Consider the following 25,629-nt stretch of genomic DNA (forward strand, 5'->3'; position numbering starts at 1 on the left):
ACGTCAAGGGTTCAGTGCAATGTTCGACAAGAAATCTCATCGTGTGAGAATGTCGAGCACGGCAGCACCAAGGTCAGGGAGGGTCTCGCGGAGTGAGGGACAAGTCATGAGCGACAAGCAACCGGGCAACAACATGCGGTCACTGGACCGAGCCATCGACGTGCTCGAGGTGCTCGAGGACGCGCCCCGCGGCCTGCGCCTCACCGAGATCGCCCGCCGGGCGGGCCTGCACGTCGCCACGACCCTGCGGATACTCAACGCCCTCGAGGCGCGCGGCCGGGTGGAACGCGACGAGACCCACTACCGCGCCGGGGTCGGCCTGCTCTTCGGCGCGCACGCCTACCTCACGACCAGTCCCCTCGTCGCGGCCGCACGCCCGGTCCTGCAGGACCTCGCCAGCGAGACCGGGCTGACGTCGTCGGTGTTCGTGCGCACCGGCTACAGCCGCGCCGTCATCGCCCGGGTCGAGGGCTCAAACCCGCTGCGCTACGAGCTGCCCATCGGCGAACGGCTTCCCCTCCACCTGGGCGCCGGCAAGATCCTGGCCGCCCACCTGTCCGACGCCGACCGCGACGAGCTCTTGTCGCGGGTGGCGCCGTTCGTGACCGCCGGTGGTCGCGAGATGACCGGCGAAGACTTCACGGCCGAGCTGGACGAGATCCGGGGCAGCGGCATCGCCGTCTCCACCGACGAGCGCATCATCGGCGGTCGGTCGGTCGCCGCGGCCGTCCACGACCGTGACGGCGCGGTCACCGCGGCCGTGCAGGTGGCCGGCACCGACGAGTCGGTCTCGGAAGACCGCCTCAAGGCCTTGGCGATCACCGTCCGCAACGCCGCCGACCAGCTCAGCCGTCGCCTGTAGCTCGGTCAGCGGCACGGACACCGGTCCGGGTCCCACCGCTCTCAGCCCGCCTGCTCCAGCATTGCGGTGACGAGCTGCCGACTGCGCAGGGCGTCCGCCTCACGGTCCGCTTCCTCGACGTCGTGGGTCTCCAGCTCGAGGATGTAGGAGCCGGTGAACCCCCGGCTCTCGAGGGCGCGGATGACACCGGCGAAGTCAACCGTGCCCCGTCCGATACCGACGTTGAGGTCGCCCGGGACCGCGTCTCGCAGGTGCACCCGCTCGACCCGGTCCGCGTGGGCTGCCGCCCAGGCGACGACGTCCTCCTCCGAAGCACCGAGGTGGGCGGTGTCGAGGACCAGACCGAAGACCGAGGGGTCCACCATGGCGAGCAGCTGGTCGGCGCGAGCCGTCGTGTGAATCCACCGGCGGTGGTGCAGCACCTCGACCAGCAGCCTGACCCCGCGACCGGCACTGAGCGCCCCGAGAAACGTGAGGTTCTCCCCGACCGCCGCAAGGTCGGCCTCCTCGTCGACGAAGTCTTCCCAGCTCTGCCGTCCGCAGTTGACGATGAGGGAGCCACCCGTTGCCGCGGCGAGCCGCAACAGGGGTTCCGCGCGGACTCGCAGCGCCTCCCGGTCGTAGTCGGGGTCGTTGATGTCACCGATGTCCGCATTCACCGCCCCGGCACGCAACCCGTGCCCCCGCAGCAGCGCCAGATACGGATCCACGTTCCCGTCGAAGGGCACCGGCACGTGGTCGACGACATCGGGTATGGCCCCGAGCTCCGTTTCGACCGCGCCCAGTGCCGCGATGAGCTGCAGTGCCTCGTCCAACGGACGGTGGCGGAACGTGATCGTCGAGACGCCGACGACCTCTGGCCCACGTACGGACATGGCTCCCCTTCCCCTCGCCCTCAAGCGATGTAGGTGCCGCCGTTGATGCTGTGCGTGATTCCCGTGATGTAGCCCGAGTCCTCGCAGGACAACCAGACGAACAGCGCGGCGATCTCCTCCGGCCGTGCCTGCCGCCGCAACGGGACCGCAGCGGCCAGCGCCTGCTCGGTCTCCTCGTCGCTGCCGACCCGGATGTCGGTGTCCACCACACCGGGAGCCACCGCGTTCACCGTGATGCCGTGCTCGGCGAGCTCGCGCGCCATGCCTCGGGTGAGGCCGAGCACGCCCGCTTTCGCCGCGGCATACGACGTCTTGGAGAAGACGCCACCGCCGTGCTGAGCGGTGACCGACGACATGTTGACCACGCGACCGTAGCCGCCCTTGATCATCTGCGGCACGAAGGCCTGACTCAAGAGGAACGGCGCGGTGAGGTTCACCGCCATCACCCGTTCCCACTCGGGCAGCTTGAGGTCGAAGAACGACGACGGGCTCGGTATGCCGGCGATGTTGCACAGAGCGCCCACCGGCGGAAGGTCGGAGGCGGCGACGGCCTCGGCTACCCGGTTGACCGCGTCCGGGTCCGTGACGTCGATGACGTAGGTCGCCGCCTGCGCATCCGGAACCTCTTGCAGCAGTGCGGCTTTCGCTTGCTCGAGGCCGCGCTCGTTGATGTCGAGCAGCGCCACCGCCCAGCCCTCGCGAGCGAAACGGAGACCGGTGTGGAAGCCGATTCCCTTGAGCGACGAGGCACCCGTGACGACGGCAGTCCGGGTGCCGACTCCTGTGTTGAAACCCATGACGATGATCCTTGCTGTGGGGTGGGACGGGACGAGTGGGGTGTCGGGTCAGCGCAGCGCGCCCAGGACCCGGTCTACGACCGACTGCGTGGACAGGCCGTACTTGTCGTGCAGGGTGGGCAGCGCCCCGGCATCGAGGAACTCGTCCGGGAGCCCGATCGGGTTGACCTGCTTGGCGATTCCACGCCGCACCAAGGCGCCGGCCACTGTTTCGAACAGGCCGCCCACGACCGTGTGGTTCTCGGCGGTGAAGGCCGTCCGGTCGGTGTCGAGCTGCGCCACGACCGTCGCCTCGTCGAACGGCTTGAGGGTCGCGCAGTGCACGACCGACAGCTCGACGCTGTGGTCCGCGGACAGCGTGTCGGCGGCGAGCAGCGCCCGCATCGTCATCAGCCCGGACGACACGATGACCGCGTCGTCGCCAGGGCGGACCACCTTGGCCTTGCCGACCTCGAACGTGTAGTCGTACCGGTCGAGGATGCGCGGGACCTGCCCACGCAACAGCCGGGTATACGTCGGCCCCTCGAGCGCGGCCGCGGCGGGCACGATCGCCTCCACGTCGAGCGCGTCGGCCGGGTCGAAGATCGTGAGGTCCGGCATGCCGCGCAGGATGGCGACGTCCTCGGTGGCTTGGTGCGACGGGCCGTAGCCCGTGGTCAGCCCGGGCAGGGCCGCGACGATGTTGACGTTGAGCCGTGGCTCGGCCGCGTCGAGGCACAGGAAGTCGTAGGCCCGCCGCGTCGCGAAGACCGAGTAGGTCGTCGCGAACGGCACCAGCCCGACCGCTGCCATGCCGGCGGCCGCACCGACCATGAGCTGCTCGGCCATGCCCATCTCGAAGTAGCGCTCGGGGTGGGCCGCCGCGAAGACGTGCATGTCGGTGTACTTCGACAGGTCGGCCGTGAGACCGACGACGCGCTGGTCGCGCTCGCCGAGGGCCGCCAGTGCGTGCCCGAACGGCGCCGAGGTCGTCGGCACTCCCGGGTCGGCAATGGAGGCGATCATGGCGGCAGAACGCTTGACGGGCACGGCCTCGGGCGCAGCCGAGGTCGTGGCGTCGGCCGTGGTGGTTGTGGTGGTGGCGGTCATGACTGGGCCTCCCGGTGTCCGGCGGTGAGCTGTTCCTTGGCGATCGGCCACTCCTCGGCAGCGACCCGCAGGAAGTGGAGCTTGTCCTTGGCCTCGAGCACCGGGACACCGTTCGCGAGGCGGGTGTCGCAGAGGATCACCTTCGGAACTCCCTGTGCCGCAGCGGTTTCCGTGACATGGTCGAGCGCGGCGAGCACGGCCTCGAGGTCGTTTCCGTCGACGCGCTGGACGTCCCAACCGAACGACGCCCACCGTTCCTCCTGCGGTTCGAGCCGCAGGACGTCGTCGGTGCGACCGTCGGCCTGCAGCCCGTTGAGGTCGACGAGTGCGATGAGGTTGCCCAGCTGCCAGTGCGAGGCCGACATGGCTGCTTCCCACGTGGAACCCTCGTTGAGCTCTCCATCGGACAGCAGGTTGTAGACGAGCTGGTCGTCGCGCCCCTGCACCCGCAGACCCAGTGCCATGCCGACCGCCTGACCCAAGCCGTGCCCCAGCGACCCACCGGAGATCTCCATCCCCGGTGTGTACGTCTTCATGCCGGACATGGGCAGGCGCGAGCCGTCCGCGGCATACGTCTGGAGCTCCTCCCGGGGGATGACCCCGGCAGCCGCCAACGCGGCATACGAAGCCAGTGCGTAGTGGCCGATCGAGAGGAGGAAGCGGTCGCGTCCCTCCCACTCGGGGTCATCGGCCCGATACTTGAGCTTGTCGCAGTAGACGGCCGCGAGCACGTCCGCGATGCCGAGCGCCTGGCCGACATAGCCTTCGCCCTGCGCCTCTCCCTGCTCGAGGACACCCATGCGGATCTCGTATGCCGCGTCGGCGACCCGGGCGTGGCGCTCGCGCTCGACGGTGGTCCGGTGCTCTTCGACGGTGGTCATCAGTGCATCACTCCTGCGGTGTGCGGTGAGGTGGTCGAGCCCTGGCGGTGGCCGCCATGCGTCGGCGGAGTCGCATCAGAGATGCGCTGCGCCTCTCGTCGCTCGGCAGGCCCCCAGGTCTCACGGGTGACGAGGGTCGCCACCAGGCCGACGGCGGAGTAGGCCAGAAACAGCAAGGCCGGACCGAGCCAGCCGAAGGCCATGTAGAGCAAGGTCGTGAGGAACGGCGTGAGGCCGGAGACCATGGCCGAGACCTGGTATGCGAGAGAGGCGCCGGAGCTGCGGGTGTTGGCCTGGAACAGCTCGGGGAACCACGCCCCCTGTGCGCCGGCGAGAGCGTTCTGGCTGATGCAGTAGCTCACGACGACGGTCAGGACCACCGCGACGAAGAGCCCGGTGTTCGCGAGGAGGAACATGGGGATGGCCCACGCGCAGTTGAAGATCGTCACCCACAGGTAGAGCGGCCGGCGGCCGATGCGGTCGGTGAGGGCGCCCCACCCGAACGTCGCGACGATGCCGATGGCCGACGCGATGCACAGCGCGAGGATGGTCTGCGCCGAGTTGGCGAGGTCGTTGCTGTGCAGGTAGCTGATCATGTAGGTGATCGAGATCGCGTAGCCGGCGGTCTCCGCGACGCGCAGCCCGATGCCGCGCAGGATGTTGCGCCAGTCGTCGCGCAGGACCTGCTTGATCGGGTTCTGGACGAGCTGCCCGGAGTCCTTGACCTCTTCGAAGACGGGCGACTCGGGCACCTTCGACCGGACGACGAGGCCGACGATGACCAAGACGGCGCTGAACAGGAACGGCACCCGCCAGGCCCAGTCGTCCGGAAGCTGCACCGATCCGAGGAAGGCGAGGTTGGCCAGCAGCAGCCCCACGGGGAACCCGGCCTGGACCATGCCGGTGAACTTGCCGCGCCTCAGCCACGGGGCGTGTTCGTAGGTCATGAGGATCGCCCCGCCCCACTCCGCGCCGTAGGCCAGGCCCTGGATGATCCGGATCGTCACGAGCAGCGCCGGAGCCAGCACCCCGACGTGGGCGTACGTCGGCAGGCAGCCGATGAGGACGGTCGCCAGGCCCATGATGATGAGGGAGGCGACGAGGACCGGCTTGCGGCCGATGCGGTCGCCGAGGTGGCCGCCGATGATGCCACCGAGGGGGCGGGCGATGAAGCCGACGCCCAAAGTGGCGAACGAGGCCAGCGTGCCCATGAGCGGGTCCTCGTTGGGGAAGAAGACGGTCCCGAAGTAGAGGGCCGCCGCAGTGCCGAAGCCGATGAAGTCGTAGGCCTCGATGACCGCGCCGGCGGTGGAACCGAACACCACCCGCGTCTGGTCTCCGGTGCCGTGCACGGGGCCGCGCATCCGCAGCCCGGTGGTGGGGGTCGAGGTGGTCATGGCGTGTGCCTTCCTTCGAGGCCGCACTCCAGTGTGCGGCGTCCAGCAATTGTTAACAGTTGACTGCTGACAGTCAAGAGTTGACGACCAACATCTGGACGACGGACAATTGGGCAGGTCGCGCCGACGGCCGTTCCGGACGCACATCAAGGGGCACATCTCGTGGCAATGACAATCGTCAACCGCACCCTGCGCGAGCAGGTGCTCGAGCAGCTCCGCGTGGCGATCCTCGACGGCACCTTCGCCCCCGGGGAGAAGCTGGCCGAGGTCGAGCTCGCAGCCCAGTTCGGCGTGAGCCGCGGCACCGTCCGGGAGGCGCTGCGAACGCTCCACAACAGCGGCCTCCTCGAAGGCAGCGAGCGCAGCAGCCTGCACGTCCGCCGGCTCACCGGGCCCCAGACCGTCGAGCTCTACGACGTGCGCTCAGCGCTCGAGGGGCAGGCCGTCGCGACGATCCTCGCCTCGGATGACCCCGCCGCCGTGATCGACGAGCTCGAGGCCCAGCTGCCCGAAGCCACAGCCGACATGACCTACGCCGAGCGCTTCGAGCGCGACCTCGGCTTCCACGAGGCGCTGTGCCGGCTGTCGGGCAACGCGACCCTGCTCCAGATGTGGACGAGCATCAAGGACCTGATGCGCATCTCCGTGCTGGCCGCCCCCGACCAGGGCTCGAGCAGCCTCATGAGCAAGAGCCACCACCAACCCATCATCGACGCCATGCGCACCGGCGACCCGGAGAAAGCGCGAGGCGTGCTGGCCGCGCACATGGCGACCGCCGCCGAGGTCTGGAGCCAGATGGCCGAGTCGGACGCCGCCGAACGCGCTCGCTGACCTTCGCCGCGGCTTGCCGACCGCCACAGAGGTATGCCGTCAGCGCGGCAGGGTGAGCACCTCGGCGCCGTCCTCGGTGATGGCGATCGTGTGCTCGCTGTGTGCCGTGAGTGACCCCGTCGCGCTGCGCAGGGTCCAGCCGTCGTCGTCGGTCACCAGCTCGTCGGTGTCGGCCATGACCCACGGCTCGAGTGCCAGCAACAGGCCCGGCTGGAGCCGGTAACCGCGACCCGGCCGGCCGGCGTTCGCGACGTGCGGGTCCTGGTGCATCGTCGAGCCCACGCCGTGACCGCCGAACTGGGTGTTGACCGAATACCCTTGCGCCACAAGGACTTCCCCGATCGCGTGCGACAGGTCTCCGATCCGGGCGTCTGGTCGCGCGGACGCGATCCCCGCGGCCAGCGCCTTCTGCGTTGCCTCGATCAGCGCCAAGCTCTGGGCCGGCTGCGACTCCCCCACCACGAAGCTGATCGCCGAGTCGGCGACGATCCCGTCGAGCGACACAGCGAGGTCGAGCGACACCAGGTCACCGTCGGCGATCGCGTAGTCGTGCGGCAGGCCGTGCAGCACCGCGTCGTTGACGGACGTGCAGATGTAGTGGCCGAACGGGCCGCGCCCGAACGACGGCTCGTAGTCGACGTAGCACGAAACCGCCCCGGCCTCACGGATCATCGCCTTGGCCCAGTCGTCGATGTCGAGCAGGTTGGTGCCCACGACGGCTCGGGCCTTGAGCGACTGGAGGATCCCGGCCACCAGCGCACCGGTCTCCCGGGCACGCGCCAGCTCGCTCGCGTTGAGGATCTCGATCATGGCGACATCACACACCCAACCGTGGGCGAAATCGAATCACCGACGACATCACCGGCGAGACGGGCCCCAGCCACCCACGCGAGGTGAGCCCGCACGCGGAGCCGGCCACGCGGCATACCCCTGTCTCGTCGCCCGGGCAAGGCCTAACCAACTGGACGCAGATGCGGGTGGACGAAGGGTTTTGACCCGTATCGTCCGTTCGGCCGGTGTTGCGGTGCACAACCAAACGGCGCGCCCGGGCGCCACTACCTTCGCCGTCATGCCGCCGCTGGCCGACCATGCCGAGCTCCTCGACGAGCTCGACCCCCGCACCCGCAAGATCGTCGTCCACGCCCTCGCCGCCCACCCCGATGGCCGCGCTCCCGGCCGCGAGGAGGTCGAGGACCTCATCGACCGCACCCTCGGCCGGATCACCTTCGAGGAGTATCTGAAACGCGCCCGCGCACGCCGCGCCAAGGCCGCCCGCATGGTCCAGTCCCCGGCACCGATTGGCACCTGAGCCGCCGGGCCCGCTACCGTTTTCCCTGAAAGGGAGTAGTCCCCAATCGCCGTGTCGACACACTGACCCCCGGGTCCGGTGCGGCGAGCCACCCAGGTGGCGGACGAGACTTTCGACCAGTTGACACGACCCGTTTTTGGACGTGCCTGGTCGAAGGGACGTCCACTCCGGCGCTCTCCTCGGCCGGGCGGCTAGGAGAGCCCGTTGTACGCATTCCTGCTCAGCACGGCTGTCATCTTCGTCGCCGAGCTCGGCGACAAGAGCCAGCTGATGGCGATGACTTTCGCCACGAGGTACAAGGCCCGAGACGTGCTGCTCGGCATCACCGCCGCGACCGCGATCGTGCACCTCGGGTCGGTCGCCATCGGTCGGCTCGTCGGAGGCGCGTTCGCCGACAGCCAGTGGATCATCAGCATCATCGCCGGTGTCGCGTTCCTCATCTTCGGTGCCTGGACCCTGCGCGGTGACGAGCTCACCGACGAGGAGGCCCAGAAGGCCAAGCGCAGCAAGGGCGCGGCCATACTCGCCGTCGGTGTCGCGTTCTTCCTCGCCGAGCTCGGCGACAAGACGATGCTCGCCACCATCACCCTCGCCACCAAGGAGGGCTGGCTCGGCACCTGGATCGGCAGCACCCTCGGCATGGTCGCCGCCGACGCGCTGGCCATCGTGGTCGGCGCGGTCCTCGGCAAGCGGCTGCCCGAGAAGGTCATCAAGATCGGGGCCGCCGTCGCCTTCTTCATCTTCGGTGTCATCCTCATCTGGCAGGGCCTCGCCTCGCGCTGACGCTTTTTTCGGTATGCCGCGTGGTCGCGGCGACGACGCGCGTCGCCTCGGTGACGAGGCGGCATACCTGCGTTTGGTGGTCAGGCGAGCGCGAGGAGGACGAGCGCGCCGGCGACCACGTCGAGGACCAGGCAGAAGCGGGCCATCGACGGCACGACCACCCGGCCTGTGCGGAGGTGGTGGGCATCCCACGCCGCGTGCGCGAAAAGCCCTGCGGCGACAAGGATTGCGGCCAGCGTCGGGTGGGCGTCGGCCGCCCACAGGGCGATGGCTCCAGTGGCGAGCATGGCTGCCGACTGCAGGGGAAGGCCCCACGCCGGACGGTCCCGGTTCTGGGCGAAACCGATGCCCGCGAGGACGATCGCCAGGCCCAGCATGACGATCGTCGGGTCGAACCCGTCGACGGCCTTGGCGACGCCGATGAGGACGAAGGTGACGAGGAAGGCGGGCCAGGCGGCCCCACGGCGACCGAGCGCGGCGGCGGTGAGGTAGACGAAGCCCGAGGCGGCGACGACGGGCGCGACGTCGTTGCCGGTTGCCCCAAATGCCGTGGCGCCGCCGACGAGTGCGCCTGCCAGGGCCGGCCAGGTGAGCGACCAGCGGGAGGTCTGGTGGGTCGTGGGGGTGGACGCTGTGGTGGACATGGTGTCGAGGCTGGCGGGCGGGATCTGTGACGGGCAACGGATGGCGTTCGGCATGGCCGAGATGCTGGGGTATCCGGCCAACGGGCCAAAGTTTGCAGCGAGCTCAGGCGTAACGGCGGCGCTGCTCGTGGAGCGGCGCCGCCTGCTGATGAGGGGTCACGGGACCGGCGGGACGGCGAGGCCGACGGACGGGTCTGTTGTTGCGCGCCTGCCTGGCACGGCGACTCTGGGCGAGGGCCGGATCGACGCGACCAGGGCTGGATCCAGTGGACGACATTGCATGCAACCACCGCTTGATATTCGAACTGATGTTCGTTTAGGGTGGACCATGGCCATCGCACCCGCACTCCCAGCAGCACCCCTTCTGGGTGCCGACGCCGGGGTGCGGGAAGTGCTCGCGGTGCTGGATCGCACCGGTTCCCCGCAGGCGTTGGCAGTGGGTGCCGCCGCTGCGGTCATCGCAGACACCGACCGAGCCGTGGCCCGGTTGCAGGCGATCCGGCTGGCCGCGATCGGGGTTTTGGACCGCGCGAGGGTTGCCAACCGCACCGGCCACACCGGCACCGCCGCCTGGCTCGCGTCCCGCACCCGCGGCGACGGCGCCGAGGCCGCCCGCGACGTCAAGCTCGCCACCGCGTTGGATGACGGGTTGCCGGTGACCAAGGACGCGCTGGCACGTGGTGACCTCAGCCCCGCGCACGCCCGCGTCATCGCTCGCACCGCCGAACAGCTCCCACCCGGCATCACCCCCGAGCAACGGGCCAGCATCGAACAACGCATGGTCGCCAAGGCCGCGCACGTCGACCCCGGCCGTCTCGCCAAAGAAGGCAGGCGAGCCCTCACCGAGGCCAACCGCACCCAGCTCGAGATCGACACCCACGAAGACGGAGTCCTGCGCGCCCAAGAAAAAGCCGCGATGCGCGCCACCCGGCTGGTGATGACCGACAACGACGACGGCACCGTCACCGGACACTTCACCGTCCCCGTCCTGGCCGGATCGATCCTGCGCAAAGTCATCCAACAAATGGCCTCACCCCGCCGCTTCGCCCAGCGCGCCGCCCAGGACGCCAAGGCCGAACTGCTCGCCACCACCGCGATCGGCAACCCGACCGGCAGCACCAGCACCGGTGACGACGGCACGGGTGAGAGCGGCGGCCAGATCACCCCGGGCCAGGAGAAGCAGGCAGCGCACGAAGCGGTGCAACGGGAAGTATGGGCCCGGTACCGCGCCGAAGGACTCACCTGGGACCAGAAGTACGGGCAAGCCTTCGTCGAACTCCTCGAACACCTGCCCACCGACCACCTGTCCGGCAAGGTCGCCGCCACCATCGTCGTCAAACTCGACCGCGACCAACTCACCCACGACGTCCGCGCCGTCGGCCTCGACACCGGCCACGACATCTCCGCCTCGGCAGCCCGCCGCATCGCCTGCAACGCCGGAATCCTGCCCGCGGTCCTGGGCGGCACCTCGCAGGTCCTCGACCTCGGCCGCACCCACCGCCTCTTCACCGAAGCCCAACGAGTCGCGACCATCCTCAACTACGAGACCTGCGCCGCCGACGGCTGCGACCGACCCTCCGCCTGGGCCGAGCTCCACCACGAGGACCCCTGGGCACTAGGCGGACACACCAACCAAGACAAAGCAATCCCCCTTTGCGCCCACCACCACCAACGCACCCACGACCCCGACTACACCCACACCATCGCCACCGATCACGACGGCCGCAAACACCTCACCTACCGACTCCGAACCTGACCGGAGAACCAACGGGACACCTGCCCCGTGGTCCCCGTTGCGGCCGGGTCGGCAACGCCGAAAGACTGCACCCCATGAGCCAGACCACGACCCCGCCCCCCACCGATGAGCAGTGGTTCCGCGAGGCGGTCGTCTACCAGATCTATCCGCGCAGCTTCCAGGACAGCAACGGTGACGGCATCGGCGACGTGCGCGGCATCATCGACCGGCTCGACTACCTCAAGACGCTCGGCATCGACGTGCTCTGGCTCTCCCCCATCTACCGCAGCCCGCAGGACGACAACGGCTACGACATCAGCGATTACGAGGAAATCGACCCCGTCTTCGGGACGCTCGCCGACGTCGACGAGCTGATCGAGCAGGCGCACGCCCGCGGCATACGCATCGTCATGGACCTCGTCGTCAACCACACGTCCGACGAGCACCCGTGGTTCGTGGAGTCACGCTCGAGCAAGGACAACCCGAAGCGCGACTGGTACTGGTGGCGGGCGCCGCGGGAAGGCTTCGAAGCCGGGACCCCGGGCGCCGAGCCGACCAACTGGGAGTCGTTCTTCAGCGGGCCGGCGTGGGAGCTCGACCGCGAGACCGGCGAGTACTACCTGCACCTGTTCACCCGCAAGCAGCCCGACCTCAACTGGGAGAACGACGAGGTGCGGCAGGCGGTCTACGCGATGATGCGCTGGTGGCTCGACCGGGGCATCGACGGGTTCCGGATGGACGTCATCAACATGATCTCCAAGGACGTGTCCCAGACCGGTGACCTCGCGGACGGACCGCCCAAACCCGGCAGCATCCTCGGTGACGGCAGCCCCCACTTCATCGCCGGGCCACGCATCCACGAGTTCCTCCAGGAGATGCACCGCGAGGTTTTCGAGGGCCGCGAGCAGAAGTACCTCACCGTCGGCGAGATGCCGAACGCGACCGTCGAGCAGGCCGTCCTCTTCACCGACCCGCAGCGGCACGAGGTCGACATGATCTTCCAGTTCGAGCACGTCGACCTCGACCGGGGCGAGCACAAGTGGGACCGCAGGCGCATCGACCTGCGCGACCTCAAGGCGTCCTTCGGGCGGTGGCAGGCCGCGCTCGCCGAGACGGGGTGGAACTCGCTCTACTGGAACAACCATGACCAGCCGCGGGCCGTGTCCCGGTTCGGGTCGGACGACCCCGAGCACCGCGTGGCATCCGCCAAGCTGCTCGGCACCGTGCTGCACCTGCACCGCGGCACCCCGTACGTCTACCAGGGTGAGGAACTCGGGATGACGAACATGCCCTTCGCCGATGCGGGTGCGTTCCTCGACGTCGAGTCGGTCAACTACTACCGAACCGCGACCGAGGCCGGCGCCGACCCGCAAGAGGTGCTGGCCAACCTGCGGCTCGGCAGCCGCGACAACGCCCGCTCGCCCATGCAGTGGGACGACAGCCAGCAGGCCGGGTTCACGACCGGAGTGCCGTGGTCACCGGTCAACCCCAACTACCCGCAGATCAACGCCGCCGACGAGCTCGCCGATGACGACTCGGTCTTCCACCACTACCGTCGCCTGATCGAGCTGCGACACACCGAACCCGTTGTGGCACAAGGCGACTTCACCATGCTCGCCGCCGACCACCCGACGCTCTATGCGTTCACCAGGTCGTACGAGGGCACCGAGCTGATGGTGCTCGCCAACTTCTCGTCCAATGACCTCGAGGTCACGAGCGACGACGTGCCCGACGTCTCCGGGTGGGAGGACGCCGAGCTGGTGCTGGGCAACCTCGGCGATGCCGAACCCACCTCGACGCTGCGCCCGTGGGAGGCCCGCATCCTGCGCCGCTAAGCTGACATCGACCGGCGCGGCGGGCCGAGTTGGTCGAAACCGCCCTCGCGGCCGACGCTCCTGTGCCACTCTGCCGAGTGTGATCAGGGCAGAGCTTGGACTGGGGATCCTCGGCACCGCGCTGTGGATCTACTGCCTGCTGGACGTGATCATGACCGACGAGTCCCGCATCCGGAACCTGTCCAAGGGCACCTGGGTGTTCGTCGTGCTGGTCACGTCGGTGGTCGGTGCGGTCGCGTGGCTCGTCGCCGGGCGACCCGAGAGCAGCTCGTCACAAGGCCTGCCCTACAAGGGAAATCGGGGTCGTCAGAACGACCCGGGGTTCCCCGAGTACGACCGACCCGGCCGCTACCAGGCAGCCAACCCCGACGACGACGCGGAGTTCCTGCGCAAGGTGCGCGAACGCGCCGAGGCACAGACGGCTGAGGCGAAACGGCAGCGGGCAGAACGCGAAAGGCTGGAGCGGGAGGCGGTGGAGCGGGAGCGCGCGGCGCGCCAGGCCCGCGAACGCGAGCTGCAGGAGCGCCGTTCACCCGGCACGACAACCGGGCCCGACCCGGATGCGCCCCAGCCGGACGGCGACGACGCCTGACCCGTCACCTCACGCTCGCGGCATACCAAGCCATGGGTATGCCGCGGGCTTGCGTCTGCGTGAACGGTTGCCATGGCCACCACTCACGCAGACGCAACGGCCAGACGGGAGCACCGCGCCTCCCCCTCTCACCCGCCCACTTGCGCCCAGAACCGGGTCACGGCTCGGCCGCGTCAGAGGTGGCTTCGCGCAGTGCGGCCAGCACCCGGGCGTCGATGCCGTTGGGTGACAGCCGCGACTCGTAGTTCTCCCGCGACGCCCACGCCTCAAGCGCCACCACCAGCGGGTCGCCGGTGAAGCCGAGAGCAGCCAGCCGCTGCCCGACCTCCGTGCCGAGCGGGCCCTCGAGCGGCTGCACCTCCTCGGGTGCACCGAACAGCAGGGCATTGAGCCCCACGAGCCGGGCGAGCTCACGCGGAGCCTGCGGGTGGTCGTCGATCCGGATGTCGGCGAGCACCCCCGATCGGTCGTAACCGGCACCCGGCGACACGGCATACAGGGCTGCACCCTGGCGCCCGCGGGAGTCGCCGCCTGCGTCGTCTCCGGCCAGCAGGGCGGCGAGGAGCCGGTCCGCGAACGGACGGCCCGCCGACGCGAGCCACGCACGCTCCATCGACTCGACGACCTCGGGTCCGACGAGGATGTTGCCCTGGATCGCGTAGCCGCCGGTGACCACTCCGTCGCGGGTCTCCGGCCGCGCGATGCCGCCGGCCCACGGGAGGCACCGCGACCCGGTCCACGTCGCCTGCGAGGCCACGCCGACGACACCGAGCTGACGGTCGTCTCGTTCGTCATCCGGTTCCGTGCACGCGGCCACGGCATCCCCTGCGTCACCGCCGCCGGAGAGCGCATCGAGCGCCGTCGCCTTGTACCCGACCTTCGCCAACGCCTGCGTCGCAACGGCTCCCAGCCCGAGCCGCACCTCCGGCACGACCGCGCCGACAAAGGGGAACTTGCTCGCCACCGCGACCCCGAACGCCTCACCGTCCCGGGCCACGATCGAGAACGTCATCCGCAGCTCACCCCGTGACCCGCCCAGTTCCCGCTCCCCACACCGCAATCCATGACGCGAGTGTAGGCACGCCCCTCCAGCCGCCATGGACGACGACACGAACACCCGCACGAGTCTGGGAGAATGAGACATGGCCGCGAAAACGACCAGCCCCAGCTCCCAGCCGACCCTCAAGACCTACCTCACCTGGACCACCATCGCGCCCCTGATCGCGTTGGTGCTGTTGGCCATCACCTGGGGCAGCTACGACCTGGGCATCGTCCCGGTCGTCCTCGTCGCCATCGCCCTCGCCGGTGCGGTCCTTGCCGCGGTCCACCACGCCGAGGTCGTCGCCCACCGTGTCGGCGAGCCCTACGGTTCGCTCGTCCTGGCCGTCGCGGTCACCATCATCGAGGTCGCGCTCATCGTGACCCTGATGATCTCCGGCGGCTCGGAGACCTCGACCCTGGCGCGCGACACAGTCTTCGCCGCCGTGATGATCACCATCAACGGCATCGTCGGCATCTCGTTGCTGACCGGCTCGCTTCGCCACGGCCTCGTGGCGTTCAACGCCGAGGGCACGGGCGCCGCCCTCGCCACCGTGACGGCGCTGGCCGTGATGACCATGGTCGTCCCGACGTTCACGACCAGCGAGCCCGGACCGGAGTTCTCCACGCCACAGCTGGTGTTCGCGGCGATCTCCTCGCTGGCGCTCTACGCGATGTTCGTGTCGACGCAGACCCGCCGCCACCGCGACTTCTTCCTGCCCGTCAGCCCCGACGGCCGCCCCCTCAAGGCCGACGAGCACGCCGAACCCCCCACCAACCGCGAGACGATCACCAGCCTGGTGCTCCTCCTCGTGTCGCTCGTCGCCGTGGTCGGACTCGCCAAGGTCGAGTCACCCGCGATCGAGGACGCCGTCGCGGCGGCCGGCTTCCCACAGTCCTTCGTCGGTGTCGTGATCGCCCTGTTGGTGCTGCTGCCCGAGACGATCGCCGCGGTCAACGCGGCCCGCCGCGACCGCATCCAGATCAGCCTCAACCTCGGCCTCGGCTCCGCCATGGCCAGCATCGGTCTCACCGTCCCCGCCATCGCCATCGCCTCGATCTGGCTCGACGGCCCGCTCAACCTCGGTCTCGGCCCGACCCAGATGGTGCTGCTCGCGCTCACCGTCGTCGTCAGCGTCCTCACCGTCGTCCCGGGCCGCGCGACCCGCCTCCAGGGCGGGGTGCACCTCGTGCTGCTCGCGGCCTTCGTGTTCCTCGCCATCAACCCCTGACCGGTATGCCGCGTGCTCACCACGCGGCCCCACCGCACCAGCTGCGTCGACCACCGTCTGCCCCGTCACGCCCGCGACTCGTTGCCAACCACTCGGCATGCGCGCGCCTGATCGCTGCCCGGTGCCGAGCCACCGGCAACAAGTGCAGGCGCGGCAGGCGACGGCGGTCGCGGAGCCGGGCACGCGGCATACGGTGGAGGCATGGCGACGATCGAGGCAGTGGACGGAGACCTCACCACCCAGCAGGTCGACGCGATCGTCAACGCGGCCAACTCGACGCTGCTCGGGGGCGGCGGGGTGGACGGGGCGATCCACCAGGCCGCCGGGCCGCGCCTGCTCGAGGAGTGCCGCCGTCTGCGCAAGACCACCCATCGCGACGGTCTCGACGTCGGCGACGCGGTCGCGACGGGAGCCGGCGATCTCCCCGCGCGCTGGGTGATCCACACCGTCGGACCCAACCGGCACCGCGGCCAGACCGACCCCGAGCTGCTGGCGTCGGCGTTCCGCCGCTCGCTCGAGGTCGCCGCCGAGGTGGGTGCGCGGTCGGTGGCGTTCCCGGCCGTGAGTGCCGGCGCCTACGGGTGGGACGCCGACGAGGTCGCGCGGATCGCCGTCGAGACGGTACGCGACTGGACGGCAACACACGACGAGGTGGAGCTCGTCCGGTTCGTGCTCTTCGGGGAGCGGACCCTCACGGCGTTCGAGCGCGCGTTGAGTGCCTGACAGCGACCCATGGGTCGGCCTCAGGCACGCGACCGGGCGGGGTCGTCCTCCTGCGCGGCGGTGATGAGCTGGCCGATGACCTCGGCAGAGTGGGCGCCGGACAGCGCGACCTTGCGGTTGCCCATGTAGAACGGCACCGAGCTGATCCCGATCTCGCGGGCCGCGCGCTCGTCGGCCCGCACGTGCTCAGCGAACTCGTCACCGGCCAGCACCTCCGCCAACCGGCCACCGTCGAGGCCGGCCTCGGTGCCGAGTCGTTGCAACGTCTCGATGTCGTCGATCGGCTTGCCCTCGGTGAAGTGCGCGACGTAGAGCCGTTCGAGCACGGCGGCCTGCAGCGCCGGACCGCCCTGCTCGAGACCGAGCGCGATGATGCGGTGCGCATCGAAGGAGCTGGCCCGCAGCTGCTTGTCGACGTCGATGACGATGCCGTCGGGGCGGGCGAGGGTCGCGGGGCGTTCGGCCAGCTCGCGGGCACCGTCGAGGTCGGTGCCGTAGCGCTCGGCCAGCCAGCCCAGCACCGTCGTGCCGTCGCCGCGCGGAGCGTCGGGGTCGAGCTCGAACGCGTGGTAGGTGACGCTCACCTCGGCCGGTAGCGCGCTCTCGGCAATCGCCTGCTCGAGCCGGTGCTTGCCGATGAAGCACCACGGACAGACCACGTCGGCCCAGACATCGATCTCCACTGCAGCCATGTACCCATCCAAACACGGCTCGCGCGCCCTCGCCGTGGTCGCCCGTGTCCGGCCGTGGCCGCCCGTGTCCGCCCGTGGTCACCGGGGGCCGCCCGCAGGCGCATGCCACCGGGCGTCGGGCGGCTGGGACGACCCACGCTCGCCGACCGGCGCGAGCTGGCAAGGGCAGGCAAGGCCAGAAGCGCGTATGCCGCGGGCGAGCGCGTGCGATGACCACGCGGCATACGCGAAGGCCCCGCTCCGTCGGTGACGGGCGGGGCCTTCGAGGCAGTGCGTGCCAGCGGTGCCTCAGGGGCGACCGTAGGTGACGGCGCTGGTCCAGATCGAGCGCTTGCTCACGACCGAGCCGGTGCGCGGGCTGTCCCACATCTGGTTGTTCCCGGCGTAGATGCCCACGTGGTAGGCGGGGGCGCCGAAGAACACGAGGTCACCGGGCTGCGGGTCCGAGACCGGGGTGGCGGCCTGACGCTGCGCCTCTGCGGTGCGCGGCAGGCTCTTGCCCACCCGAGCGAAGACGTACTGGGTGAAGCCGGAGCAGTCGAAACCGGTCGACGGGCTGGTGCCGCCGTAGCGGTACGGCAGACCGGCGTACTGCGCGGCGATCGCGAGGACACCACCGGCGGCGGGCGCCAGGTTGCTGTAGTCCTTCGTCGTCGCCGGGGCAGCCGTGCGCTCGGCAGAGCGGCTGACCGTCGCGCTGGTGTCGCGAACGGCGGCCCGGGGCTGCTCCTGCTGGACCGGGGCGGGCCGGACGACCGGCTTCGGCTTGGGCTTGGGCTTCGGCTTGGCGACGGCCTCGAAGCCGATCAGGCCGAAGGAGTCCGTCGCCTGCGGGGCAGCGGTCTCGGGAGCCTGGACGGCGACGGGGGCAGCGGTCGGAGCCGTGGCCTTCGTGGTCAGGGCGCTCGACGCCGGTGCGGCCGAGGCCGGCAGGGCGAAGGAGGCGACCAGACCACCGGAAGCGGCCAGGACTGCGGACGTCTTGACGGCGGGCTGGGCAGCCTGCGCGACGATGCCGCTGATCTCGGAAACGGGGTTGAAACGACCTGGCGCGCGGTGACGGCCAGCAGGCTGAGATGCCACGTGAAGGGTCCTCCGGCGCCTACGAGGTGAGCTGTCGGGTTCGGGTGGAGGTCACCCGGCCCTCGCGGTTGCCACCCGACCTAGCGGGCGCGCGCGTGAGGACTTAACCCCAAGGACCGTCCGGAGACGGCCCACAAGTGGGTCCCCCGCTCCTGCCAAGCGGTGTTGTGCCTTGCGCCCCGATGTGGCGGCAGGACTAGGCGTTGCCACGCGGGACCGGTTCCTCGGGGGTCTGAAGAACCTCGGCAACCGTAACGGATGACCTCCGGAATGTCACGCTCAGGTCACGGGAGTCTCTGGATTCGCCCAGCCGAGGGCAAAAGGGCCGATGCGCGCCGTGCTCAGACGAGCGCGGCGAAGACGTGTTGGGCGACGTCGTCGGGCAGCGACACGCCGGTCGCCTCGGGCGCGTCCTCACGCACCGCGACGACGCGGCCGTCCTCGCGCCGCACCCGCACCCGCTCACCCGGCAGCAGCCGGGCCACGGTGAGCAGGCTCAGCGCCTCGTGGTCGACCTGGACGGGTTCGCCGATGCGGCGCACGAGCACCGTCTCGGGCTCGTCGCCGGCCAGCTCGGTCAGGGTCTTCAGGCCACTGCGGAAGTCCTCGGCCGGGTCGTCCTCGCCGAGCTCGTCGAGACCGGGGATCGGATTGCCGTAGGGCGAGTCGTGGTGGTCCTTGAGCATGGCGAGGATCTTGCGCTCGACCCGCTCGGACATGACGTGCTCCCAGCGGCAGGCCTCATCGTGGACGTACTCCCACTCCAGCCCGATGACGTCGATGAGGAGCCGCTCGGCCAGCCGGTGCTTGCGCATGACGCGGGTGGCGACGAGGCGCCCCTGGGCGGTCAGCTCGAGGTGACGGTCACCGGCGAGGGTGACGAGGCCGTCGCGCTCCATGCGGGCGATGGTCTGCGACACGGTGGGGCCGGAGTGGCCGAGCCGCTCGGCGATGCGCACACGCAGCGGCGGGATGCCCTCTTCCTCGAGCTCGAAGATCGTCTTGAGGTACATCTCGGTGGTGTCGATCAGGTCCGTCACGCTCACAGCCTCTCACTCGCCGCCGACGCGGCGCCCCTTCTTTGGCCGGGATACCCGGCGGTGGATTCAACCATGCGGGTGCCGCCGATATGCCGGTCGTCCCACGACGACAGCGAGGTATGCCGCCTGGCCGGCCACGCGGCATACCTCGCGTCAGTGCCGGGTGGGGTCGTAGCGCGGCACCCAGTAGCCGAGCCAGCCCGTGCCGAGCAGCGCCAGGCCGCCGAGGGTGAGGCAGGCGGCGGCGAGCGAGGCCTGCGCGGTCACGACGCTGATGAGCAGCGGCGCACCGCTGCCCCCGACGACCGACACGAACCGCCACCCGCCGAGGAACTGCGAGCGCCCGATCGAGGGGGCGTTGTCGGCGCCGAGGGTCATGACGATGCCCGAGCCCAGGCCGTTGCCGATGGCGGCGAGCGTGGAGGCGGCCAGGACGGTGGCGGCGCTGGTGGTCAGGGGCAGGAGCAGCAGTCCGATCCCGAGGAGGATGACGCACGGCACCGCGACCCAGAAGCGCCCGAACCGGTCCATGACCGACCCCGCCGGGTAGAACAGCAGCATCTCAACGCCGCCGGTGATGCCGAAGATGACGGCGGTCGCGCTCGGTGAGAGGCCGACGTGCGCGGCCCAGAGGGGCACGAGCACCATGCGGGCCGAGCGGGCCGCGCCGATGACGAGGACGCCGAGGCCGAGGGTGAGGTAGGTGCGCCGGTGGGCCCAGATGAGTCCGAGGGTGCTCCTCGCCACGGGCGTTCCCCGTTCGGCGGCACCGTCGCGCGCGGCGCGTTCGGCGGCCTCGTGCTCCGCCGTGATGTCGGGTGCGAACCACACGAGCAGTGCGGCGGCCACCCCGGCGACACCGGCCACGGCGAACCCGGCCTTCGGCCCCCACGCGTGGATCAGCGGCGCACCGACGAACGGCCCGACGAACAGCCCGATGCGGTGCACGCCGCCGAGGGTCGACATGGCCCGCGCGCGCATCCGGAACGGCACCGCCTCGATGAGGTAGGCCTGCCGCGCGACGAGGAACATCGAGCCGGTGAACCCCATCGCGAACACCGCCACCATGAGCACCGGCAGACTCGGCGCGACGAACGCGGCGAACGACGCGAGCCCGTCGACGGCACAGGCCCACAGCAGTGCGCGCCGCTCTCCCACGCGGTGGACGAGCGCGCCGGCGGGCACGGCGAAGAACAGCTCGGCGACCAGGACGAGCCCTGCGGTGAAGGCCGCAACCGACGGTGTGGCACCGAGATCCAGCGCTGCGAGCGCCACCACTGGGGCCATCGCGCCGGCACCGATCGCGGCGACGACGGTCGGGCCGTAGGCCGACAGCGCGATCGACCGGAGCCGGAACTCCCGCTCCCCCGCGGGCGCCTCGCCCGACCCTCCGGTCGGGGCTGGGCGCGGGGTCGGCGAGCTCATCGCTGTCCATTGTGTCCCCCCTGCCGAGGCGGCGCTCACGTGCCTTGTGCGGGCGATAGCGTCGGGCCATGGCAGCCACCGGTGAGCTCATCGTCCCGGCGCGGTACTGCGGGCCGCCGCACTCGGGCAACGGGGGCTGGGTGTCCGGCACGGCCGCGGCGTTCGTACCGACCGACGACGAGCGCCCCGCCGTCACCGTCCGGCTGCGCACACCACCGCCGCTCGACCGGCCCCTCGCCGTGACCACCGGCGAGGACGGCACGGTCCGCGTCACCGACGGCGACCACCCCGTGCTCGAGGCGAGTGCGGTCGCCCGCCCGGCCGTGGACGGCATACCTGCAGCTGTGTCCTTTGCCGTCGCCGAAGCGGCCGGTGACGGCTACGAGGGGCTGTCCGACCACCCCTTCCCCACGTGCTTCACGTGCGGCACCCAGCGCGGCGACGACGCGCTCGACCTGCGCCCCGGGCGCCTCCAGGACGGCGACACGTATGCCGCGGCGTGGACTCCCGCGGCCGACGTCGACGTGGCGACGGTGTGGGCCGCGCTCGACTGCCCGGGCGGGTGGTCGGCCGGGTTCGCCGGGCGGCCGATGGTGCTCGGCACGATGACCGCGTGGGTCGGACGGGTGCCGACGCCGGGTGAGCCGCACGTCGTCATGGCGTGGCCGCGCGGGGCGCAGGGGCGCAAGTTCTTCAGTGGGACTGCCCTGTATGCCGCGGGCGGTGACCTCCTCGGGCAGGCCGAGGCCACCTGGATCGCGGTGGACCCCGCGGCGATCCGCCCGGCCGGCAGCTGACCACCACCGGCCGCCGATCTTGACCAACTCCTTAACCGGGCAACCACCCACGGTCGCCCGGTCTGCTCTAGCGTCGCGACATTGATCGCGCGTTTGTGAGCAGTTCGGAGGAGAAACAATCATGATCGATCAGCGATTCGCGCAACGGGTCGGCCCGCTGGCCACCGCTGCGCTGGTCGTGGCCGGCCTCGCCGCCGGTGTCACGACCACGGCGAGCGCGGCAACCGCCGCCACCCCAGCCGCTCCCGCGGCAGCCGCGGGCACCTCCCTCGGCGACGCCACCGGCATCACCAAGGTCGGCGACAGCTACACGATCAGCGCCGGCACGGCGAAGCTGCGCGTCACCGCCAAGGACGACGACCTGGTCCGCGTCGAGATGGCGCCCGACGGCACCTTCACCGACCCGGCGAACGACGACCCGGCCGACCCGAACGCACCCGATGCCGACATCGTCGTCAAGAACGACTACCCCGGAGCCGGCTCCACGCTCACCGAGAGCGACGCGGCATACGTGATCTCGACCGGCGACGCGAAGCTCACGGTCACCAAGAAGCCGATCACCCTCCACCTCGCCAAGGCCGACGGCACCAAGCTCATGGACGAGACCGCGCCGCTGTCGTGGTCCTCCGCGGGCACCACGCAGACACTGGCCCAGGGCGCGAGTGAGCAGTACTTCGGCGGCGGCATGCAGAACGGCCGGTTCAGCCACCGCGGCCAGACCATCAAGGTCTCGCGCGACTACAACTGGAACGACGGCGGCAACCCCAACGCCGCGCCGTTCTACCTGTCCAGCAACGGTTACGGCGTCCTGCGCAACACCTTCGCGCCGGGCAGCTACTCGTTCACCTCGCCGGCGTCGACGACCCACGAGGAGCAGCGGTTCGACGCCTACTACTTCGTCGGCGACGCCAAGGCGGCCATCAACGGCTACACCGAGCTCACCGGACGGCCGCTCGCACTGCCGATGTACGCCCTGGAGATCGGCGACGCCGACTGCTACCTGCACAACGCCAACCGCGGCGAACGCGAGACCCTGCGTGACAGCACCGCGATCGCCAAGGGCTACCAGGACAACCAGATGCCGCTCGGCTGGATGCTCGTCAACGACGGCTACGGCTGCGAGTACGAGGACCTGCCGGAGACCGGCCAGATGCTCAGGAGCTACGGCGGCGAGCTCGGCCTGTGGACCCAGCGCGACCTGACCAACCAGGAGTCGGAGGTCGCCGCCGGGGTGCGCGTCCGCAAGACCGACGTCGCCTGGGTCGGCCCCGGCTACCGCTTCGCCCTCGACGCCTGTGAGAAGGCCTGCGACGGCATCCAGGACAACAGCCCCGACCGCGCGACCGTCGTGACGGTCGAGGGCTGGGCCGGCACGCAACGCTGCGGCATACCGTGGTCCGGCGACCAGAGCGGGTCGTGGGAGTACATCCGCTGGCAGATCCCGACGTATGCCGGGTCGACGATGTCGGGTCAGCACGTCACCACCGGTGACATCGACGGCATCTTCGGCGGCAGCGCCAAGACCTACGTGCGCGACCTGCAGTGGAAGATGATGCTGCCGATGACCTACGCCATGAGCGGGTGGGCGGCGAGCGACAAGCAGCCCTGGCGCTATGGCGAGCCGTTCACGAGCATCAACCGCAAGTACCTCATGCTCCACGAGCGGCTGCTCCCGTACTTCTACACGCACACGATGAACGCGACGAAGGACGGCGTCGGCGCCACGCGTCCGCTGTACCTCGAGTACCCGAACGACCCGAACACGTGGGGTGACGCGGCGAAGTACGAGTTCCTCGCCGGCAAGGACTTCCTCGTGGCGCCGGTCTACCAGGACTCGTCGGTGCGCGACGGCATCTACCTGCCCCAGGGCCAATGGGTCGACTACTGGACCGGCCGGGTCTACCAGGGCGGGCAGACGGTCAACGGCTACAAGGCGCCGCTCGACACGCTCCCGATGTTCGTGCGGGCCGGTGCGGTCGTGCCGATGTTCCCCGAGGGCACGATGGACTGGGAGGCCGGCAAGAAGGCCGGCCGGCTCGACCTCGACGTCTACCCCAGCGGCACCTCGTCGTTCACCAGCTACGAGGACGACGGCCGCACCCAGGCGGCCCAGAAGTCGGGCGCCTCGGCGACGCAGAAGTTCGATGTCACCGCGCCGGTCACCGGTCGCGGGCCCGTCGAGGTCCGCATCGGTTCCCTCAATGGCGCGTATGCCGGGAAGCCGGCTTCGCGTTCCTACGGCCTGTCCGTGCACACGGACGTCACCCCCGACACGGTGACCGTCGGCGGCCAGGCGGTGCCGAAGCGCGCATCGAAGGCCGAGCTCGACTCCAGCCCGTCCGGGTGGTTCTTCGACCCCGCCACCGGTGTCGCACACGTCAAGACAGCGTCGCTGCCGACGTCGGCGGCCACGACTGTGCGGATCACCGGGGCCGGTGCGGTCGGCGGGTCGAACCCGTCCGAGCGCAACGTCACGCTGGACGTGAAGACGCCGGCCATCTCGGTCGCCGGCGAGGCGAGCGAGACGACGCTCGCCTTCACCAACAACACCGGCAAGCCGGTCGACGTGACCCGCACCGCGGTGACCGCTCCGGCGGGCTGGACCGTTTCCCCGCTCGGTCCGACGACGGCCACGGCGCTCAAGGACGGGGCCACGTTCACCGCGAAGTACCGGCTGACCGCGGCGACGGGCGCCAAGCCCGGCAGCTACTCGCTCACGGGCTCCGCGGCATACACGGCCCGTGACGTGAGCCGCACCGTCACCGACACCGCGACAACGACGGTCGCCCACGCCAACCTGGCGAACACCTTCAACAACGTCGGCGTGACCCGGTCGGCCGATCCGGCGCCGGGCAACATCGACGGCGGCGGGTCGAGCTTCCTCGCCGAGAAGCTGGCGGAGAAGGGAGTCACGCCGGGTGCGAAGGTGACGGCGAACGGGTTCGAGTTCGCTTGGCCCGCAAGCGAACCCGGCACGAAGGACAACCTCGCAACGGGTGGTGAGACGATCCGGACGAGCGGTGACGGCAACGTCGTCGCGTTCCTCGGGACAGGGACGAGCGGTTCGGCCAGCGGGTCGGTGACGCTGCACTACGCGGACGGCACTTCCAGCACCGGGACGCTCGGCATGCCGAACTGGTGCTGCCTCGCGCAGGACAGCTACGGCGCGAAGGTCGCCGTCCGGACGCTCGGCAAGAACACGCCGAACGGCCCGGCCTACCCGAGCACCGAGTACCGCCTCTACACCAAGACGGTGCCGAAGGACCCGGCCAAGGAGCTGGTCGCGGTGACCATGCCGGCCAACGCCGCGGTGCACGTCTTCGCGATGACGACGGGCACCGAGGAGGTCGTCCCACCGCCGCTCGCGAACGGGCAGTACTCGTTCACCACGGGTGGCAAGGCACTGACCGCGACCGACGCCGACCTGGGCCTGCTGGCCATGACGACGCCGAGTGCGGACGCGGCCCAGAAGTGGGTGGCCACGCAGAACACCGACGACGGGAGCTACCAGCTCAAGAACGCCGGGACCGGCCTGTGTGCCGACGTGCCGTACAGCTCGACCACGAGTGGGCAGGCGGTCGGGTCGTACACGTGCACGGGCTCGGCCAACCAGCGGTGGGTTGTCGTGAAGAACGGCACGTCGCTGGTGCTGAAGGCCAAGCACAGCGGCCTGTCCCTGACGGCCGGTGCCGACGGCGGCGTCACCCAGGCCACCGACACCGGCGCTGCCGGACAGCGGTGGACGGCCACGGCGAACTGACCCCTGGGCGCCCGCGGCCGGGCTGCACCGACCATCGGTCCCGGCCGCGGTTGTCCGCCCAGGGAGAAAGCCGTTGCACGTCCCGACCAGTCCGGCTTAGCGTCGAGGTACACGGAAAGGAGGTGGTCCAGGAAGTGATTTCCCATAGGACGCGTGAGGTGGCTGCGCGCTAGCGCTGACCTCGACTGCTTCGAGGGCGCAACGCGCAA

23 protein-coding genes and 1 riboswitch are annotated in these 25,629 nt (G+C 70.2%); of the genes, 11 read left to right on the forward strand and 12 right to left on the reverse strand.

The window, feature by feature from the left end; genetic code table 11:
* Window positions 1–106 precede the first annotated feature (106 nt).
* Complete coding sequence (locus tag HJG52_RS12175) at window positions 107–862, forward strand: IclR family transcriptional regulator (RefSeq protein ID WP_171243824.1); 756 nt, start codon at window positions 107–109, stop codon at window positions 860–862.
* Window positions 863–903: 41 nt separating this feature from the next.
* Here HJG52_RS12175 and HJG52_RS12180 read toward each other — a convergent pair whose 3' ends face one another.
* The 5 genes from HJG52_RS12180 to HJG52_RS12200 are packed head-to-tail and all read right to left on the reverse strand — an operon-like array spanning window position 904 to window position 5,901.
* Complete coding sequence (locus HJG52_RS12180; protein ID WP_171243825.1) at window positions 904–1,737, reverse strand: sugar phosphate isomerase/epimerase family protein; 834 nt, start codon at window positions 1,735–1,737, stop codon at window positions 904–906.
* 20 nt (window positions 1,738–1,757) lie between these two features.
* A complete protein-coding gene (locus HJG52_RS12185) occupies window positions 1,758–2,534 on the reverse strand; it encodes an SDR family NAD(P)-dependent oxidoreductase (protein ID WP_171243826.1) in 777 nt (258 codons plus the stop codon).
* Between the two features lie 48 nt (window positions 2,535–2,582).
* Entirely contained in the window at window positions 2,583–3,623 is a 1,041-nt protein-coding gene (locus HJG52_RS12190) for a transketolase family protein (RefSeq protein ID WP_171243827.1), read from the reverse strand.
* The gene (locus HJG52_RS12195) at window positions 3,620–4,504 is read right to left on the reverse strand and encodes a transketolase (protein ID WP_171243828.1); all 885 of its coding nucleotides are present in this window, start codon (window positions 4,502–4,504) and stop codon (window positions 3,620–3,622) included. Before HJG52_RS12195 ends, HJG52_RS12190 begins: the two co-directional genes overlap by 4 nt.
* Window positions 4,504–5,901, reverse strand: a complete 1,398-nt coding sequence (locus tag HJG52_RS12200) for an MFS transporter (protein ID WP_171243829.1) — start codon at window positions 5,899–5,901, stop codon at window positions 4,504–4,506. The genes HJG52_RS12195 and HJG52_RS12200 overlap by 1 nt, the downstream gene beginning before the upstream one ends.
* Before the next feature lie 168 nt (window positions 5,902–6,069).
* On the opposite strand from HJG52_RS12200, the gene HJG52_RS12205 reads away from it, so the two are divergent.
* A complete protein-coding gene (locus HJG52_RS12205) occupies window positions 6,070–6,732 on the forward strand; it encodes a GntR family transcriptional regulator (RefSeq protein ID WP_240978011.1) in 663 nt (220 codons plus the stop codon).
* A gap of 39 nt (window positions 6,733–6,771) precedes the next feature.
* Here the strand turns inward: HJG52_RS12205 and map are convergent, their stop codons facing one another.
* The gene (map, locus tag HJG52_RS12210) at window positions 6,772–7,542 is read right to left on the reverse strand and encodes a type I methionyl aminopeptidase (RefSeq protein ID WP_171243831.1); all 771 of its coding nucleotides are present in this window, start codon (window positions 7,540–7,542) and stop codon (window positions 6,772–6,774) included.
* 259 nt (window positions 7,543–7,801) lie between these two features.
* On the opposite strand from map, the gene HJG52_RS12215 reads away from it, so the two are divergent.
* On the forward strand, window positions 7,802–8,041 hold the full coding sequence (locus HJG52_RS12215; RefSeq protein ID WP_171243832.1) for a hypothetical protein: 240 nt from the start codon (window positions 7,802–7,804) through the stop codon (window positions 8,039–8,041).
* A gap of 204 nt (window positions 8,042–8,245) precedes the next feature.
* Window positions 8,246–8,824 carry a TMEM165/GDT1 family protein gene (locus tag HJG52_RS12220; RefSeq protein WP_171243833.1) on the forward strand — a complete coding sequence of 193 codons (579 nt, stop codon included), beginning with the start codon at window positions 8,246–8,248 and terminating at the stop codon, window positions 8,822–8,824.
* Between the two features lie 80 nt (window positions 8,825–8,904).
* Here the strand turns inward: HJG52_RS12220 and HJG52_RS12225 are convergent, their stop codons facing one another.
* Window positions 8,905–9,468, reverse strand: a complete 564-nt coding sequence (locus tag HJG52_RS12225; protein ID WP_171243834.1) for a hypothetical protein — start codon at window positions 9,466–9,468, stop codon at window positions 8,905–8,907.
* A 328-nt stretch (window positions 9,469–9,796) separates the two neighbouring features.
* On the opposite strand from HJG52_RS12225, the gene HJG52_RS12230 reads away from it, so the two are divergent.
* From HJG52_RS12230 to HJG52_RS12240, 3 genes are all read left to right on the forward strand, one after another.
* On the forward strand, window positions 9,797–11,224 hold the full coding sequence (locus HJG52_RS12230; protein ID WP_171243835.1) for an HNH endonuclease signature motif containing protein: 1,428 nt from the start codon (window positions 9,797–9,799) through the stop codon (window positions 11,222–11,224).
* Window positions 11,225–11,298: 74 nt separating this feature from the next.
* Window positions 11,299–13,038 carry a glycoside hydrolase family 13 protein gene (locus HJG52_RS12235; RefSeq protein ID WP_171243836.1) on the forward strand — a complete coding sequence of 580 codons (1,740 nt, stop codon included), beginning with the start codon at window positions 11,299–11,301 and terminating at the stop codon, window positions 13,036–13,038.
* Window positions 13,039–13,117: 79 nt separating this feature from the next.
* A complete protein-coding gene (locus HJG52_RS12240; RefSeq protein WP_206070535.1) occupies window positions 13,118–13,630 on the forward strand; it encodes a PLDc N-terminal domain-containing protein in 513 nt (170 codons plus the stop codon).
* Between the two features lie 157 nt (window positions 13,631–13,787).
* On the opposite strand, the gene HJG52_RS12245 is transcribed toward HJG52_RS12240, so the two are convergent.
* Complete coding sequence (locus HJG52_RS12245) at window positions 13,788–14,642, reverse strand: DUF1028 domain-containing protein (protein ID WP_171243838.1); 855 nt, start codon at window positions 14,640–14,642, stop codon at window positions 13,788–13,790.
* Window positions 14,643–14,772: 130 nt separating this feature from the next.
* On the opposite strand from HJG52_RS12245, the gene HJG52_RS12250 reads away from it, so the two are divergent.
* Window positions 14,773–15,900, forward strand: coding sequence for a calcium:cation antiporter (locus HJG52_RS12250; protein ID WP_171243839.1), 1,128 nt, complete (start codon window positions 14,773–14,775; stop codon window positions 15,898–15,900).
* A gap of 201 nt (window positions 15,901–16,101) precedes the next feature.
* Window positions 16,102–16,623, forward strand: coding sequence for an O-acetyl-ADP-ribose deacetylase (locus tag HJG52_RS12255; RefSeq protein ID WP_171243840.1), 522 nt, complete (start codon window positions 16,102–16,104; stop codon window positions 16,621–16,623).
* 20 nt (window positions 16,624–16,643) lie between these two features.
* On the opposite strand, the gene HJG52_RS12260 is transcribed toward HJG52_RS12255, so the two are convergent.
* The 4 genes from HJG52_RS12260 to HJG52_RS12275 form a co-directional block, all read right to left on the reverse strand.
* Window positions 16,644–17,315 carry a DsbA family oxidoreductase gene (locus tag HJG52_RS12260; protein ID WP_171243841.1) on the reverse strand — a complete coding sequence of 224 codons (672 nt, stop codon included), beginning with the start codon at window positions 17,313–17,315 and terminating at the stop codon, window positions 16,644–16,646.
* A gap of 288 nt (window positions 17,316–17,603) precedes the next feature.
* On the reverse strand, window positions 17,604–18,398 hold the full coding sequence (locus tag HJG52_RS21660) for an NlpC/P60 family protein (protein WP_171243842.1): 795 nt from the start codon (window positions 18,396–18,398) through the stop codon (window positions 17,604–17,606).
* Window position 18,399: 1 nt separating this feature from the next.
* A riboswitch (cyclic di-AMP (ydaO/yuaA leader) is annotated at window positions 18,400–18,573 on the reverse strand.
* 166 nt (window positions 18,574–18,739) lie between these two features.
* A complete protein-coding gene (locus HJG52_RS12270) occupies window positions 18,740–19,438 on the reverse strand; it encodes an iron-dependent transcriptional repressor DtxR (RefSeq protein WP_171243843.1) in 699 nt (232 codons plus the stop codon).
* A gap of 153 nt (window positions 19,439–19,591) precedes the next feature.
* Window positions 19,592–20,863: an MFS transporter gene (locus HJG52_RS12275; RefSeq protein WP_171243844.1), complete on the reverse strand. Its 1,272-nt coding sequence runs from the start codon at window positions 20,861–20,863 to the stop codon at window positions 19,592–19,594.
* Window positions 20,864–20,931: 68 nt separating this feature from the next.
* On the opposite strand from HJG52_RS12275, the gene HJG52_RS12280 reads away from it, so the two are divergent.
* Together HJG52_RS12280 and HJG52_RS12285 are read left to right on the forward strand one after the other, a co-directional pair.
* Window positions 20,932–21,660, forward strand: coding sequence for a hypothetical protein (locus HJG52_RS12280; RefSeq protein WP_171243845.1), 729 nt, complete (start codon window positions 20,932–20,934; stop codon window positions 21,658–21,660).
* A 121-nt stretch (window positions 21,661–21,781) separates the two neighbouring features.
* Complete coding sequence (locus tag HJG52_RS12285; RefSeq protein ID WP_171243846.1) at window positions 21,782–25,420, forward strand: TIM-barrel domain-containing protein; 3,639 nt, start codon at window positions 21,782–21,784, stop codon at window positions 25,418–25,420.
* Window positions 25,421–25,629: the final 209 nt, after the last annotated feature.

It is taken from the genome of Knoellia koreensis (genome assembly GCF_013041615.1).
GTDB classification, from domain to species: domain Bacteria; phylum Actinomycetota; class Actinomycetes; order Actinomycetales; family Dermatophilaceae; genus Pedococcus; species Pedococcus koreensis.

What these genes read in the sequence shown, in the direction of transcription:
- HJG52_RS12205 (WP_240978011.1), top strand. Translation starts at nt 6,070, where the DNA reads ATGACAATCGTCAACCGCACCCTGCGCGAGCAGGTGCTCGAGCAGCTC.
- HJG52_RS12195 (WP_171243828.1), bottom strand. Translation starts at nt 4,504, where the DNA reads ATGACCACCGTCGAAGAGCACCGGACCACCGTCGAGCGCGAGCGCCAC.
- HJG52_RS12235 (WP_171243836.1), top strand. Translation starts at nt 11,299, where the DNA reads ATGAGCCAGACCACGACCCCGCCCCCCACCGATGAGCAGTGGTTCCGC.
- HJG52_RS12250 (WP_171243839.1), top strand. Translation starts at nt 14,773, where the DNA reads ATGGCCGCGAAAACGACCAGCCCCAGCTCCCAGCCGACCCTCAAGACC.
- HJG52_RS12275 (WP_171243844.1), bottom strand. Translation starts at nt 20,863, where the DNA reads ATGAGCTCGCCGACCCCGCGCCCAGCCCCGACCGGAGGGTCGGGCGAG.
- HJG52_RS12185 (WP_171243826.1), bottom strand. Translation starts at nt 2,534, where the DNA reads ATGGGTTTCAACACAGGAGTCGGCACCCGGACTGCCGTCGTCACGGGT.
- HJG52_RS12215 (WP_171243832.1), top strand. Translation starts at nt 7,802, where the DNA reads ATGCCGCCGCTGGCCGACCATGCCGAGCTCCTCGACGAGCTCGACCCC.
- HJG52_RS12175 (WP_171243824.1), top strand. Translation starts at nt 107, where the DNA reads ATGAGCGACAAGCAACCGGGCAACAACATGCGGTCACTGGACCGAGCC.
- HJG52_RS12255 (WP_171243840.1), top strand. Translation starts at nt 16,102, where the DNA reads ATGGCGACGATCGAGGCAGTGGACGGAGACCTCACCACCCAGCAGGTC.
- HJG52_RS12260 (WP_171243841.1), bottom strand. Translation starts at nt 17,315, where the DNA reads ATGGCTGCAGTGGAGATCGATGTCTGGGCCGACGTGGTCTGTCCGTGG.
- HJG52_RS12280 (WP_171243845.1), top strand. Translation starts at nt 20,932, where the DNA reads ATGGCAGCCACCGGTGAGCTCATCGTCCCGGCGCGGTACTGCGGGCCG.
- HJG52_RS12285 (WP_171243846.1), top strand. Translation starts at nt 21,782, where the DNA reads ATGATCGATCAGCGATTCGCGCAACGGGTCGGCCCGCTGGCCACCGCT.
- HJG52_RS12230 (WP_171243835.1), top strand. Translation starts at nt 9,797, where the DNA reads ATGGCCATCGCACCCGCACTCCCAGCAGCACCCCTTCTGGGTGCCGAC.
- HJG52_RS12245 (WP_171243838.1), bottom strand. Translation starts at nt 14,642, where the DNA reads ATGACGTTCTCGATCGTGGCCCGGGACGGTGAGGCGTTCGGGGTCGCG.
- map (WP_171243831.1), bottom strand. Translation starts at nt 7,542, where the DNA reads ATGATCGAGATCCTCAACGCGAGCGAGCTGGCGCGTGCCCGGGAGACC.
- HJG52_RS12225 (WP_171243834.1), bottom strand. Translation starts at nt 9,468, where the DNA reads ATGTCCACCACAGCGTCCACCCCCACGACCCACCAGACCTCCCGCTGG.
- HJG52_RS12200 (WP_171243829.1), bottom strand. Translation starts at nt 5,901, where the DNA reads ATGACCACCTCGACCCCCACCACCGGGCTGCGGATGCGCGGCCCCGTG.
- HJG52_RS12180 (WP_171243825.1), bottom strand. Translation starts at nt 1,737, where the DNA reads ATGTCCGTACGTGGGCCAGAGGTCGTCGGCGTCTCGACGATCACGTTC.
- HJG52_RS12190 (WP_171243827.1), bottom strand. Translation starts at nt 3,623, where the DNA reads ATGACCGCCACCACCACAACCACCACGGCCGACGCCACGACCTCGGCT.